General features: G+C 66.5%; 15 protein-coding genes. 5 read left to right on the top strand and 10 right to left on the bottom strand.

The window, feature by feature from the left end:
• Positions 1-32: 32 nt before the first annotated feature.
• The 6 genes from H8F27_RS14995 to H8F27_RS14970 all read right to left on the bottom strand — a co-directional run bounded on the left by H8F27_RS14995 (position 33) and on the right by H8F27_RS14970 (position 4,791).
• Positions 33-494: a hypothetical protein gene (locus tag H8F27_RS14995; RefSeq protein ID WP_197149133.1), complete on the bottom strand. Its 462-nt coding sequence runs from the start codon at positions 492-494 to the stop codon at positions 33-35.
• Positions 495-509: 15 nt separating this feature from the next.
• Positions 510-1,166, bottom strand: a complete 657-nt coding sequence (locus H8F27_RS14990) for a flavin prenyltransferase UbiX (RefSeq protein WP_197149131.1) — start codon at positions 1,164-1,166, stop codon at positions 510-512.
• Positions 1,167-1,168: 2 nt separating this feature from the next.
• Positions 1,169-3,520: an RNB domain-containing ribonuclease gene (locus H8F27_RS14985; protein WP_197149129.1), complete on the bottom strand. Its 2,352-nt coding sequence runs from the start codon at positions 3,518-3,520 to the stop codon at positions 1,169-1,171.
• Positions 3,521-3,678: 158 nt separating this feature from the next.
• Positions 3,679-3,981: a TMEM165/GDT1 family protein gene (locus H8F27_RS14980; protein ID WP_197149127.1), complete on the bottom strand. Its 303-nt coding sequence runs from the start codon at positions 3,979-3,981 to the stop codon at positions 3,679-3,681.
• A 13-nt stretch (positions 3,982-3,994) separates the two neighbouring features.
• On the bottom strand, positions 3,995-4,420 hold the full coding sequence (locus H8F27_RS14975) for a TMEM165/GDT1 family protein (protein ID WP_197149125.1): 426 nt from the start codon (positions 4,418-4,420) through the stop codon (positions 3,995-3,997).
• Positions 4,420-4,791, bottom strand: a complete 372-nt coding sequence (locus H8F27_RS14970; protein WP_197149123.1) for a YkgJ family cysteine cluster protein — start codon at positions 4,789-4,791, stop codon at positions 4,420-4,422. Before H8F27_RS14970 ends, H8F27_RS14975 begins: the two co-directional genes overlap by 1 nt.
• 101 nt (positions 4,792-4,892) lie before the next feature.
• Between H8F27_RS14970 and psb30 the strand changes: the two genes are divergently transcribed.
• Positions 4,893-5,051, top strand: a complete 159-nt coding sequence (gene psb30, locus H8F27_RS14965) for a photosystem II reaction center protein Ycf12/Psb30 (RefSeq protein ID WP_231596331.1) — start codon at positions 4,893-4,895, stop codon at positions 5,049-5,051.
• On the opposite strand, the gene H8F27_RS14960 is transcribed toward psb30, so the two are convergent.
• Both H8F27_RS14960 and recJ read right to left on the bottom strand, forming a co-directional pair.
• A complete protein-coding gene (locus tag H8F27_RS14960) occupies positions 5,030-6,367 on the bottom strand; it encodes a chloride channel protein (RefSeq protein WP_197149121.1) in 1,338 nt (445 codons plus the stop codon). The two genes, psb30 and H8F27_RS14960, sit on opposite strands and share 22 nt — an antisense overlap.
• A complete protein-coding gene (recJ, locus tag H8F27_RS14955; protein ID WP_197149118.1) occupies positions 6,364-8,283 on the bottom strand; it encodes a single-stranded-DNA-specific exonuclease RecJ in 1,920 nt (639 codons plus the stop codon). The genes H8F27_RS14960 and recJ overlap by 4 nt, the downstream gene beginning before the upstream one ends.
• 63 nt (positions 8,284-8,346) lie before the next feature.
• Here recJ and H8F27_RS14950 point away from each other — a divergent pair, with 63 nt between their 5' ends.
• Genes H8F27_RS14950 through H8F27_RS14940 form a run of 3 tightly spaced genes read left to right on the top strand, consistent with a single transcriptional unit; the run spans position 8,347 to position 10,216 of the window.
• The gene (locus H8F27_RS14950; RefSeq protein ID WP_197149116.1) at positions 8,347-9,099 is read left to right on the top strand and encodes an HAD-IA family hydrolase; all 753 of its coding nucleotides are present in this window, start codon (positions 8,347-8,349) and stop codon (positions 9,097-9,099) included.
• A complete protein-coding gene (locus H8F27_RS14945) occupies positions 9,096-9,443 on the top strand; it encodes a DUF565 domain-containing protein (RefSeq protein WP_231596330.1) in 348 nt (115 codons plus the stop codon). Before H8F27_RS14950 ends, H8F27_RS14945 begins: the two co-directional genes overlap by 4 nt.
• Complete coding sequence (locus H8F27_RS14940) at positions 9,443-10,216, top strand: hypothetical protein (RefSeq protein WP_197149114.1); 774 nt, start codon at positions 9,443-9,445, stop codon at positions 10,214-10,216. Before H8F27_RS14945 ends, H8F27_RS14940 begins: the two co-directional genes overlap by 1 nt.
• A gap of 17 nt (positions 10,217-10,233) precedes the next feature.
• Here the strand turns inward: H8F27_RS14940 and H8F27_RS14935 are convergent, their stop codons facing one another.
• Positions 10,234-10,413, bottom strand: a complete 180-nt coding sequence (locus H8F27_RS14935; RefSeq protein WP_197149113.1) for a 50S ribosomal protein L32 — start codon at positions 10,411-10,413, stop codon at positions 10,234-10,236.
• Between the two features lie 87 nt (positions 10,414-10,500).
• Here H8F27_RS14935 and ftsH point away from each other — a divergent pair, with 87 nt between their 5' ends.
• Positions 10,501-12,366 carry an ATP-dependent zinc metalloprotease FtsH gene (ftsH, locus tag H8F27_RS14930; RefSeq protein WP_370594429.1) on the top strand — a complete coding sequence of 622 codons (1,866 nt, stop codon included), beginning with the start codon at positions 10,501-10,503 and terminating at the stop codon, positions 12,364-12,366.
• Here the strand turns inward: ftsH and H8F27_RS14925 are convergent.
• A complete protein-coding gene (locus H8F27_RS14925) occupies positions 12,304-13,269 on the bottom strand; it encodes a cupin (RefSeq protein WP_197149111.1) in 966 nt (321 codons plus the stop codon). The genes ftsH and H8F27_RS14925 overlap by 63 nt on opposite strands.
• Between the last annotated feature and the right edge of the window lie 32 nt (positions 13,270-13,301).

The following is a 13,301-nucleotide window of genomic DNA, read 5'->3' as shown; positions in this document are numbered from 1 at the left end:
ACGCAGGTCTGGTATGGCCCTGCACCACCAGCTCACCAGTCGTCATTGCTGCTTGAGTCCCAACCATCGCCCACGGCCCTTGCCTGGGTCCCAACGGGTTCCGGATTGGCGTTGCTGCGACCCTTGCGGATCACCCGGAACGGCACTGCTACGGTGGGGGCTGGTTCCCCCGGTGGGCGCGGCGGTCCGGCTGCCGAGGCTGGTTGGGCACCCGGCCCATTCGCCTGGGTCTGCGGCCGCTCGGGGGCCGGGCGACCACCCTTGCGGCTCGGGGTGCCCGCTCCCGTGCCAAGGGCCAGGGCGGCTGCAGCGGCACTGAGGCCAGCGCCGCCGCCGCCAGCAAGGGCGATCCAGACGCCGATCGGCAGGGTGGGGGAAGTCCAGATCAGCAGGCGCAGGGAGAGGCTGGGCCTGGGATTGAGGGCGCCCACCAACAAGACCATCAGCAGCGGGGCCAGCAGGGGAAGCAGCAGCAGGCGTTGCAGCAGGGCCAACAAACAGGAACCGAATCAGGCGGAGGGGGCGTCTGGAGATCCTGGCTGGTGGGGTGGCCCCTGCCAACGGCGCATGCTGCCGAGTTCGTAGCCCAGAACATCGAAGACGCGGATCACCAGGAAATCGACCATGTCGTCAATGGTCTGGGGCTGGTGGTACCAGGCAGGCACCGGCGGGGCGATGCGGGCGCCCGCTTCGGCGAGGGCGGTGAGGTTGCGCAGGTGGATCAGGTTCCAGGGGGTCTCCCGCGGGCAGATCACCAGGGGCCTGCCCTCCTTGAGGTGGACATCGGCGGCCCGCTCAAGCAAATCGAGGGCCACCCCAGAGGCGATTCGCCCCACGGTGCCCATCGAGGCTGGCAGGATCACCATCCCCCGAGTGCGATAGCTGCCGCTGGCGATGCCGGCGGCCTGGTCATTCCAGCGGTGGCAGCGCAGCTGGCCTGTGCTGGTGCCGGTGCGCTCCCGCCAGAAACGCTCCTGGGCGACGGGCTCGGAGGGCACCCGCAGGCCCAGCTCCGCCTGCCACACGCCGATGGCGCCGCGGGAGGCCACCAGCTCCACCGCCTCGCCTGCTTCGAGCAGCAGTTGCAGGGCCCGCTGGGCCAGGGGCTGGGCCGAGGCGCCAGATACCGCCAGCACCACGGGAGCACTGCTGGCTGCGGCGTCCATGCTCAGGCCTCTTCCAAAACCGCTATCGGCGCAAATGGATCTGGCCCATCGTCACGGCTGTCTTCTCCCCGGTTGTCTACGTACCGGCTGGCTTCGTCCTGCCCGTCTGGGTAGGGCTCCTCCCCCTCTGGCAGCACCACCGCCAGGTCGATCTGATGGCGCAGCACATCCACCTTCTGGATCTCCACCTCCACCTGGTCCCCCAACATGTAGGTGCGACGGTTCTTGCGACCCACCAGGCGGTTCTGGCGGGAGCGGTATTCGTACCAATCGTCCTTCAGCGAGCTCACATGCACTAGCCCCTCCACCTGGGAAGGAGGCACCTCCACGAAGAAGCCATAGCTCTGCACCCCGCTGATCACTCCGGGAAGCACCTGGCCCACCAGCGGTTCGGCCTGGCGGGCCTGGAGCATGGCCAGCAGGTCTGCCTGGAGCTCGCTCAGGAAGCGCCGCCTGCCGATCAATCGCTGCACCAGCCCATGCTCCAGCACCTTCTGGTAAGGGCTGAGCTGGCTTGGGGCCAGCAGGGGCCAGTCTATGCTGCCCAGGCAGCCATCGGAGGCAAGGTCAACACTTGTTTTGTGGCGCACGCTGGGCCTGTCCTTGCCCTCGGTGAGCAGCAGCACCAGCTGCTGCTGGTTCCATAGATCGGCGTAGTGGAGAGTCGGGCAACACCAGGGAGCAATGGCGCTATCCCCGTGCACCAGCCCCGTCAGGGCGTGGACACCAGGCCCATCGCTGAGCAGCATCGGTTTGAGGATCGCCTTGAGCTGCTGTTGCAGGGACCGGCTGCGGTCTATGCCCGCAAATGCCCCAGCCAGTTCGGCGGCGCTGGCATTGCCTTCATCGCCCAGTTCCAGGGGGATGTCAAGGGCCAGGGCGGAGCGGGCCACGTCGTTGAGGTCGCTGGCATCGGCACTGGCGTTGGTGCTGTAGATCGCCGGCAGGCCCAGTCCGGCCAGATGCTGGCCGAGGGCCCGTTCCGCCACCAACACCGCTTCGCGCAGCAGGGCGATCGGGTGGTGGTCCGCCAGGGTCACCAGCCATCCCTCCAGGGGCAGATCCGGCCCCGGCACGGCCAGATCCCCCAGGCTGTCAATGGCGGGCTGGGGGAGGTTCAGGTCCAGAGAGCCGTTGGCCTGGCGCGCTTGACGCAGCAGAGCTGTCAGGGCAACCAGCTGTTCCAACAGGGGCAGTTGGTCCTTGAGGCCTTTGAGGGCCGCCGGCAGGGTGCGACTTTTGGGTTTGCGCTCGGCCAGGGCATTGAGGGCGTCGGCGGCCGCACTGGCAACCGGTTTGATCATGCTGCGGCTGAAGCGGTAGTGCTCCAACTGGCCTGCAGAGTTGAGCTCCAGGGCTACCGAGAGGGCCGCCTGGGCTTCGCCCACCTTGAAGGCGCTGGCCTTAGCCAGGGCAGGGCTGAGCAGGGGCAGCCATTCCCGCCCCACGCAGAGGGCATCGGCCTGCTCCCGCAGCCAGATGTCGAGGGCGCCGCCCGGGGTGTAGCGCTCGCTGATGGCCGGGCTGTGCAGCCACAGGGTCCAGCCCCCTTCCCTTTGCTCCAGGCCCAGGGCTGGCAGGCCGGGGGCCTCCTTACCTGTCCAGGGATCCAGTAGCAGGGTCTGCTGGTCAGTGAGGTCCGTGCGGTCTTTGGCCACCAGGGCCTTGAGGGTGGCCCGCGGTGCCTGGGTCCTGGTGTGGAGCCGGTGTTTGGTGAGCAGTAGGTCGAGATCGGCGGCTTCGCCCCCATTGACCGCCAGGCTCCGGGCCACATGGCCCTGGGGGCCGAACTGGCCCACGGGGTAGCGATCCACCAGCACCTCGACCACCGAGTTCTGCTCGCTATCAAGATAGCTGGCATCGCTGCCGGGCAATTCCACGGCGGTCAGCAGCCGGTCGTCCAGGGGGGTGGCCACCAACCTGTCCTCCAGCTGTTCCACCTGGGCCAGCAGGGACGGGGTATGGCGTTCAAGAATGCACTTTACACCGCCCTCTGGGGATCGGCGGCGGCCCCCTTCTCGGGTCACCTTGACCAGCACCCGATCGCCGTTCCAGGCGTGGTTGAGCTGGTGATCGCGGATATAGATGTCCTCGCCGCCGTCTTCCCGCAGGGCAAAGCAAAAGCCCTTGCTGCTGCAGCGCAACCTGGCAGGAATCAGCTCGGGATCCTGGAGCCGGACGACACCTGATTCCTGCAGGGTGATCAGGCCAAGCTTGCTGAGGCCTTGCAGGCCGATCTGGAGCTGCAACTTCTCAGCTTGCTGGCTCAGCCCCAGGGCTTTTTCCAGCTTTGGCAGCGGCAGGGCTTCATCGGCTGGAAGTTGGTCGAGCAGGTCGGCGACCGTGAACTTCATTGGAGGGAGTGTTGGTTGGCGGGGCCACCACAGGTATTACCCGGATATGGGCCGGTGGTGGATGGGGAGGCAGCTGATCGGGCTGGAGGATCGGGCTGGTTGATGGCGGGCTGGGCTCGGAGCGATGCCCACGGCCACCGTGGCCTGATGTCGTGATCTTAGTCGGCTGGCTGATCTGCGCTTTCGAGTTTTCCTGAGCGCCGGATCAGTTGCACGCCAATCACCAGAAAACCAACTGAGGCGGCCAATTGCAGGGCATTGGTGGGGATCACCGCAGACAGCGAGCCCCCCGCTGCCGCGCCGAGCAGGCTGGCTAGTACCAGGGCTGCCGAACTGCCGGCAAACACCGCCCCCGGCCGGGTGGAGGTGCCGCTGAGGCTGACGATGGCCAGCTGTGTCTTGTCCCCCAGTTCGGCCAGGAACACGGTGACGAAGGTGGAGGCAAGCAGGGCAAGGGTCATCGCTACGGGCCTATCAATTGAGGGGCAGGTCCGGGGTGGCTGGCACCAAGCCCAGCACCGCCTGCCGGCCAAGCCAGAGGCCCAGCGCCACCATCAGGATTCCGGCCAGGCGCTCCAGTTGTTGGGGAGCCATCAGCCGGGCGAGCCAGCGTCCGAGCAGCACTCCCACCAGGCTCGAGCAGATCAGGGCCAGGGAGGCGCCAATGAAGACCACCCCAGGCCGACCTGACTGGGCCGAGAGCAGCAGGGCTGCCAGTTGGGTTTTGTCGCCGAGCTCGGCCAGAAAAACCGTCGTGAAGGTGCTGGCAAAGGCGGCTCCCCAGCTCCCGGCGTGGTTTGGTGACGCCAGCTCCTCTAGCTCTGCGGAAGCCTGCCCAGAATCGATTTCCAATTCACCCGCGAGCTCGCCCGCCGATTCGGGCTCGTATTCGTTGCTCATCAATCGACTCGAATGGCGCGAAGAAAGCGCCCCATCACCCTGCCACGGCCGCCGTATTCACTGCGGATCTGCTGCTTGCAGCAGGCGATCGCCAGCCTGTCGCCAGCTCCGGGATCCCCGGCTGAGCCAAACAACTTGACCAGGTTGGCCACGTCGCAGAAATCCGGTCGATCGACGTAGATGCGGCAGTTGCGAGACCCGGTGTTGTAGTGAATACACCAGCCGTCAGCCCCCACCATCGCCAGATACTGCTCCTGCTGGCTGGGGCTGAGGGCGGCGATGGCCTCCTGGCGCTGGCTGGGGTCCAGGCGGCAGCAGGCTCCACAGCCACTGATGCAGCTCCAACTCCCCTCTCCCCTGATTTGCCCCATCCCTTTTGTGACCCATCGGCCATAGCTAGGCCATCCCACCCTGCTGTGACAAGCAATCGCTGTGACAAGCCTTGACAGTGGGGCCAGGGGCCAGCCGGCCGGTGACTACCACGTCTAAGGTGGTTGAGATCCGCTCCAGCGCAGTTATTTCCATGGGTATCGACTTCCACCTGATCGCCAATTTCGCCGCCCTGGCCCTGATCACCCTGGCGGGGCCTGCCGTGATCTTCGTTCTTTTCTACCGCCGCGGCGCCCTCTGATCGGGCAGTTGATCTGGGCTTCGGCCCGATTGCCATAGGGCGTGATAGATCGGCTCCGGCTGAATCTTGCGGCCAATGGCTGCTCCGATCACTGCGCTCAGGAGGATGCCAACGAGCCACTGCTGGTCGCCGGCCATGCGCAGTGCAAACAGTACGGTCATCAGGGGGAGCTGGGTGGCGCCAGCCAGTCCAGAGGCCATTCCCAAGGCCAGGCCAAGCTGGGCATCGGCGCCTAGGAGCTCCATGGTGCCGCTGCCGAATAGGGCCCCGATGGCAAAGGCTGGATCGATCAGGCCCCCAGGGATCCCAGCCGCCAAGGCCAGCACGGGCGGCCCGATCCGGGCCAGCAGCATCAGTAGCCAGCCGACGATGCTGAGCGGAGAGCCTGGAACCGGCAGGATGCCCTGGCCATCAAGCAGTTGAACCATCAGGGCTTCGCCGGCGCCGCCACTCCAGCCACCACTTGCCAGCGCCAACAAGCCAAGGGCCAGGCCGAGCCCCAGCCCCCAGGCAAGGGGCCGCTTGCGCAGTCGCGGGCGCAGAAGGGTGGTGCCCTGCCAGAGGATTCTGCTGAATAGACCACCAAGCAGTCCGCCGCCCACACCGAGGGGCAGGGCCCAGAGCAATTGCTGCCATTCCGGTCTGAGTGTCTGAACCATACCCAGGGTGAACAGCGGGATCCCGTCAAGATTGCTGACCAGGGCAGCGGCGCTGCACACCACAGCCGCAGGCCAGATCACCGACGGTTGGAAGCGGCCGGTGAGCTCCTCGAACACGAACACCGTGCCCATCAAGGGGCTGTTGAACCCGCCCGCCAAGCCGGCGCCGGCTCCGATTGCCATTAACGAAGAGGGGCTGATCCCAGCCAGCAGGTTGGGGAAGCGGCGCCGCATGGCGTGGGCCACCGCAGCGCCCACCTGCACTACCGGGCCCTCCCTACCCAGGGGCATCAGGGCCAGGCTGGCGGCACTCCAGAGGGCCAGGCGAGCCACCGTGGCAAAGGGTGCCATCAGCAGGGGGGCCTGGCTGGGGTTCTCGATGCTTTCGAGGGTCTGGGGAATGCCGGAGCCGGCCCCGCGGGCCAGCCTCCCTGACTGGAGCAGCAGCAGCAGGGGCATCACCCCAATGGGTGCCAGGGCGATCGCCAGGGTGCGGAGCGTCCAGGAGTCGCCACTGAAACCCGGCAACTGGTGCAACAGCAGGTCCTGGGCGTGGTCCATCAGGTTGAGGGGCCAGCAGGCCAGCCCCACCAGTAGGCCAAGCAGCAGCAGACCAGCCAGCTGGAGACCCCTCAGCTGCAGGGTTGGTCCGCTCATGCGACCAGGCCCAGGGCGATGGCCGCATCCTGGATCAGGGCGCGGACGTAGGGGTGGTCATGGCTGGCGGCCTCTTCGCTGCTGAGTTCGTGACCGGCCGCGTTGCGCACCACCAGGCCGGACCCTGCTCGCCGGCACCAGTAGGTGCGGTCGCGGCGCCGCAACACCACTTCCCCCTCGCAGTTAGCTTCGCTGGCACTGGGCCGCAGGCCCACCAGCTCCAGCTGCAGGCGCTCCTGGCCCTGCCAGTGATCCAGCCTGAGCCGGTAGGCCGCATCCACCCTGGCCGGCAGGTTGGCTGGGCCCTGCCAGCGCCAGCCCATGGCCCGTAGGCGATGCTCGCCCTGCACCAACTCCAGCTGGAGGTGGCCGCCCCGCAAGAGCTTCTGGGAGGCAACCTGGCAGCCCTGGCTCCAGAACACCGGATCTGGATGGCCGATACCGAAGGGCTCCAGCCGTTGCAGTTGGCCCAGGAAATCGCGGTCAACCTGGCCCAGGCCCAGCAGGGCTTCCGGTTCCACCGGGGTGCCCCTGCCGCTCTGTTGCAGCCAGCTCTGGGCGAGTCCCTCCAGTTCGGCATGCAGGGCCGCCACCTGATCAGCCCGCACCGTGAATCCCCCCGCTGCGGGATGGCCGCCAAATCGCTCCAGTAGGGGCGCACAGTGCTGCAGGGCTTGGTCCACCGCAAAGCCTCGCGGGGCCCGCACCGAGGCCCGCAGGCGACCATTGCCCTCCCCAGCCAGCAGGGCGGCGGGCAGGCCAAATCGCTCCACCAGCCTGGCGGCGACAATGCCGATCACCCCGTGGTGCCAATGGTTCTGGGCCAGCAGCAGGAAGGCCGGCCGGCGTGGACCATCTGCCTCCAGCAGGGCCAGGGCCTCGGCCTCAATGGCGCTGCAGAGCTCGCGTCGTTGCCGGTTGAGGGCTTCACACTCGCGGGCCAGGGCCAGGGCCCGATCCGGATCCTCCGTGGTGAGGAGCTCCACCACCAGCTGGGGATCGCCCAGCCGGCCCACGGCATTGATGCGAGGGGCGATCTGGAAGCCCACCGCCTGGGCGTTCAAGGGCCCATCGTCGAGACCCGCCAGCTGTTGGAGAGCCTGCAGGCCGACCAGGGGGCTGCGACCCAGTTCGGGCAAGCCATCGATCAACCAGCGCCGGTTGACCCCCACCAGGGGCGCCATGTCGGCGATGGTGCCGATGCAGAACAAGTCGAGCGCAATCTTCAGGCCATCGGCCCGACGCAGGCTCTTGCAAAGGGCCGAGGCGAGCACGTAGGCCAGGCCAACCCCGGCCAGGCCCCGATAGGGGGAGTCCGCCGGGGTTCGCTGGGGATGGAGCAGGGCCAGGTGGGGCGGCAGGGGATCTGGAATCGCGTGGTGGTCGGTGATGATCGCCTCGATGCCGAGGGCCTCGGCCCGCTCCAGGGCCTCGAGGGCCGAGACGCCGTTGTCCACCGTCACCAGCAGGGCCACACCCTGCTCGGCCAAGCGCTCGACCATTGCGGCGTTCAGGCCGTAGCCGTCATCCATGCGGCTGGGGATGGCGGCGATCGGCCGGGCTCCCAGTCTTTGGAGCACCCCCACCAGCAGGGCCGTGCTGGTCATGCCGTCGGCGTCGTAATCCCCGCAAATTGCCACTTGCTCGCCCTGGCCGCAGGCCCTTTTGAGCCGGGCCACGGCCTTGGCCAGATCGGCGAAGTGGCGACCGGCGGCCGGAGCGGCGGGCGGATCGAGCAGGGCCCCGATCTGCCCTGGACTGGTGAAGCCCCGTCGCCCCAGAACCGCCAATAGGGCCTCAGGCAGGGGGTTTGCAGCCGGCTCCTGGCTCAGACATCCAGGGGCCAGCGGGGCAGGCAGATGCCAGCGTTGCTCATCTAGGGCTGGCAGCAACGACAATTTCCAAGTTGATGCCATTGTGCTGGCCAAGACGCCGCCATGCACTCCCCCTAACCTGCCTTCGTCACGCGTTTCGGCTCGATGGCCTTGGGGGCCCTGTTATGGGATGTGGATGGCACCCTGGCTGAGACCGAAAGGGAAGGCCATCGCCGGGCGTTTAACCGGGCTTTTGCCGCTGCAGGTGTGCCCCTGCACTGGGATAGCGCTCGCTATGGCGAGCTACTGGCCATCAGCGGCGGTCAGGAACGGCTCGCCGTTGCCCTCCAGCAGTGGCAGGGCCACCCCGCCGACCCTGCCCTGGTAGCTGATCTGCAGGCCCGCAAGCAGGAGCACTACGCATCGCTTCTGGCCTCAGGCGAGCTGGGCCTCAGGCCTGGGGTGGCCGAGCTGATCCGGGAGGCAGCTGCAGCCGGGGTAGCCCAGGTCATCGTCACCACCAGCGGCCGCCGGGCCGTCGCCGCCCTCTCTGAGCACGTTCTGGGCGGCCTGGCCGACTGCTTCAGCTTCTGGGTGTGCGGTGAAGATGTGGCCCGCAAGAAACCCGATTGCGAGGCCTACCTGCTAGCCCTGCGGCAGTTGGGGCTTGGCGCCGAGCGGGGGCTGGCCCTGGAGGATTCAGGCCATGGCCTGGCTGCCGCCGATGGGGCCGGATTGGCCTGTCTGGTCACGGCCAGCCACTACGGCGCTGCTGAGGCTCCGGAGCGTTTTGCCCGGGCCCGGGCAGTGGTAAGTGAACTGGGCCCCCAGGTAAAGGTGTTGCGGGGACCCGCTTGCCAGGGCAGCCAGATAACGCTCTCCTATCTGCATGAGCTGCTGGAGGCCACCCTGCCGTGACGCGCCTGCCCCTCCAGCGCACCCGCTTCAACCGGGCCCTTGAGCGGCTCGCTGCCCTGCTGTTGGGCAACATGCGCGGCAGTTGGCGCTACCGCAGCACCGTGCTTTTGGCCTTGCTGCTGGGCTTCTACGGCGGCAGCAATGTCACCGCTTACTTTTTATTGGGGTTTCCAGGTGGTCGCCCCCTGGCTGTGGTGCTGATGCTGGTGATAGTGGAACTGCTCGTGCGGCTGCGCGGCCGGCTGGCCCCCACCCAGCCCGGGCTGGGCTGGGTGGTGCTAGACAACCTGCGCATTGGTGCGGTGTACGCAGTGGTGCTGGAAGCCTTCAAACTCGGCACTTGATGGCAACCGATCCGGGCCTTGAGCAGCACTTTGTGGCCCCCCTGCTGGCCCAGTTGGTAGCCCTGGGGTCCAGCGCGCAGAGAGCCGTCGTGGCCCTCAACGGCCCTGTTGGGGCCGGCAAAACCACCCTTGGCAGCCTTCTGCAGCAAAGGGCCACAGTCCAGGGGCTGACCCTGGCCGTTTGCTCCATCGATGATTTCTACCTGCCCTGGGAGCAGCGCTTACGGGCCTTGGCAGGCAATCCTTTTGGCGTCTCGCGGGTACTCCCCGGCTGCCATGACACCCAGCTGGCCCAGGCCTGTGTGGACAACTGGCAGCGGGGCGGAAAACTTCGACTGCCTCGCTTTGACAAGGCCCTACGGGCTGGCCAGGGCGACCGATGCGGCGACAGGCTCATGGAGGCCGATGTGCTGCTGCTGGAAGGCTGGTTGCTCGGTTGCCAGCCCCTGGCCAGCCAAAACCCTGGCAGCAGGCGGTCCCGCTGGGACCGGGCCCTGGAGGCCTACCAACCCCTCTGGCAAAGGTTTGACCAGCTCTGGCTGCTCAGGCCCCAGAGCTGGACCATGCCGAGGCGCTGGCGATTCCAGGCCGAAGCACGCCAGCGGCGACGGGGGGAAGGCTGGCTGCCGGCAGGGGAGCTCGACCGAATTGTGCGCTCCAGCCTCGAATCCCTGCCACCGGATTTATACCAGGATCCCCTGATTAAGCTGGCCACCGGTTACGCAACCCTCGACGGCCGCCGCCGTTGGCTGGCTGGATCCGGGCCCAGCTGAAGGTCAGCTCTCGATGGTCAGCTCTCGTCGGCGTCGGTCTCTTCAGCAACGGGATAAATAAAGCCTTGGGCGCGGCCACTTAGCACGGCTTTGCCGATCGAGAGGGCATTGCGAGCTGCCGCTGCAGCTTTCCCTTTCCAGGTGGCATGGCGCTGGTTGCGTTTGCCCTTGGATTTTTTCTTCTTTGGAACAGCCATTCCCGCGCACCGTCGGCCAAACGAAGATCCTCCGCTGCTGACTGCCCTTTCGTCAAATGGCTAAGCTGATCCCAAAGTATCAACTCTGTGAGCGCCAGCCTCCCTGCGGACAGGCCACCTCTCCAGCTGAGCCCTCTCGCCCCAGGGAAGCCAAGCCCTTCCTACAGCCAGCTGCTGGGCGATCTGCGCGCTGGACGGGTCAAAGACCTGGAGCTGTCCCTGCGCCAAAGGGAGGTCCGGGTCCGATTTGACGATGGCCGACAGGCGACCGTTCCGGTCTTCAGCAATGACCAGCTGCTACTGCGTACGGCCGAAGCAGCCAAGGTGCCCCTGACGGTGCGGGATGACCGCTCCGATGGCGCCGCTGCTGGCCTGGTGGCAAACGGCCTGCTGGTGCTGCTGCTGCTGGGGGGGCTGGCCCTTTTGATCCGCCGCTCTGCCCAGGTGGCCAACCGGGCCATGGGATTCGGCAGCAGCAAGCCCAGGTTGCAGGCCGAGGGTGAAGTAACAGTGCGCTTTGAGGATGTGGCCGGCATCGCCGAAGCCAAGGAGGAGCTCCAGGAGGTGGTCACCTTTCTGAAGGAGCCGGAGCGGTTCACCGCCGTCGGTGCCAAAATTCCCAAGGGTGTACTACTGATCGGCCCCCCCGGCACCGGTAAGACCCTCCTGGCTCGGGCCATTGCCGGGGAAGCGGGAGTTCCCTTTTTCTCGATGGCGGCGTCTGAGTTCGTCGAGATGTTTGTGGGGGTGGGGGCCAGCCGGGTGCGGGATCTGTTCCGTAAGGCCAAGACCAAGGCCCCCTGCATCATTTTTATCGATGAAATTGATGCGGTCGGTCGTCAACGGGGGGCTGGCATTGGCGGCGGGAACGATGAGCGGGAGCAGACCCTCAACCAGCTGCTCACCGAGATGGACGGCTTTGCAGACAATTCCGGCGTGATTCTGCTGGCGGCCACCAACCGCCCAGATGTGTTGGATACGGCCCTGATGCGGCCGGGGCGCTTCGACCGCCGCATCACTATTGACCTGCCTGACCGCCGCGGCCGGGAGGCCATTCTGGCGGTGCATGCCCGCAGCAGACCCCTGGCAGCAGCGGTTTCTCTTTCGGCCTGGGCCAGTCGCACGCCTGGCTTCTCCGGCGCAGATTTGGCAAACCTGCTCAACGAGGCCGCCATCCTCACGGCCCGCCATCACCTGGCTGAGATTGATGATGGGGCAATGGCTGGGGCCCTTGAGCGGATCACCATGGGCCTGGCCGCCGCCCCCCTGCAGGACAGCGCCAAGAAGCGACTGATCTCCTATCACGAGGTGGGCCATGCCCTGCTGGCCACCCTGGTGCCCCATGCCGACCCCCTCGACAAGGTCACCTTGTTGCCCAGAGCTGGCGGTGTAGGTGGTTTTGCCCGGATGGTGCCCGATGAGGAGATCCTGGATTCCGGGTTGATCAGCAAGGCCTACCTGCGAGCCCGACTGGTGGTCGCCCTTGGCGGCCGGGCAGCCGAGTTGGTGGTGTTTGGTGCGGGGGAGATTACCCAGGGGGCCAGCGGTGACCTGGACCTGGTTACCCGCATCAGCCGCGAAATGGTCACCCGCTACGGCTTCTCCAGCCTCGGACCGGTGGCCCTCGAGGGCGACGGTACGGAGGTATTCCTGGGCCGCGACTGGTTGCGCTCCGAGCCCCCGTACTCCCGGGAAACAGGTAACCGCATCGATGTTTTGGTTAGGGAGCTTGCAGCTACAGCCCTTGAGCATGCGGTGGCATTGCTGGAGCCCCGCCGACCCCTTATCGACGAACTGGTGGAGCTGCTGATCCGGGATGAAACGATTGAGGGGGATACATTCAGGGCCATCGTTGCCAGGGCCGATGGCACCAGCCCAGAGGCCGTCGCTTCAATCGCCAGTTTGGAGCCCACCGGCAAAGCGGATGTCCAGGCTACGCAGGTAGGTGTGTAGGCCCGAATCCTGAATGGGCAGCAGGCGGGCCTGGCGACCGCTGGTATTGACGTGGGCATGCCAATGGCCAGGGGGGGTGATGAAGGCTCCACCCGATTCCCACTCGATGCGCTGGGGATTGACAATCTGGCCTTTGGCGTCGATTTCGGTGCCCACCAGGGTGTGGCAGCCGGGGTCACAATCGATGATCAGATCGAGGGCCACCGACTGGTGCCGGTGGGGAGGCTGAATTACCCCGGCGGGCACGACTCCGAGCATGGCCCAGAGGGTGTGGGTGACCGTTCGGCTCTGGGGCAAGTCCCTGTTGGCCAGCAGCAGGCTGAGTCTGTTGCTGCGGGCGGAACTGGGGTCGGCCAGAAGTTGGGCGAGCTCCTTCTCCAGCAGGGCTGCGGGGTAATGGGTGGGATCGAAGCGGGTGCTTGTGGCAGTTACGCCGAGAAAATCCAACAGAGGCCCGTCATGCACCCAGTAGAGAACGCTGGTTTGCTCAGCCTGCAAAAGTGGGGTCTCACCGGCGGGGAGCACCAGTAGGTCGCCCGCTCCCCAATTCAGCCTCTGGCCTTCCCAGCGCAGCTCCCCCTTGCCCTGGAGCACAAAAAAGAGTGAGCTGGTGGCATTGGCAGCAGCCTTAAGCCCCTCTCCTGGAAGGATCCGCAGGAAATGGGCCGCCAGGGCTGGGCTGGTGGCCGGGCCATTGCAGCCCAGCTCCCCACTCAGGTCCAGAGGTAGAACGGCCGTGCCACCCGACTGGTGCAGGGCTGCACTCCATTGGTGGTAGCCAATTGGTTCGGTGAGACCCCTACGCACCGGATTGGCAGCCTGGCGGTAGTCGAACAGCAGGGCCTTGGTCTGCCAGTCGGCCTGGCCGGTGCAATCGCCAGGTTGAGTCTGAGCCTGGTTCATGGGTTGGGGCTGGGGCGGAAGTGAATCTCTGG

The sequence above is a fragment of the Synechococcus sp. CBW1108 genome (assembly GCF_015840335.1).
Classification (GTDB): Bacteria; Cyanobacteriota; Cyanobacteriia; order PCC-6307; family Cyanobiaceae; genus Cyanobium_A.
This window is presented reverse-complemented; position numbering and strand designations above follow the sequence as displayed.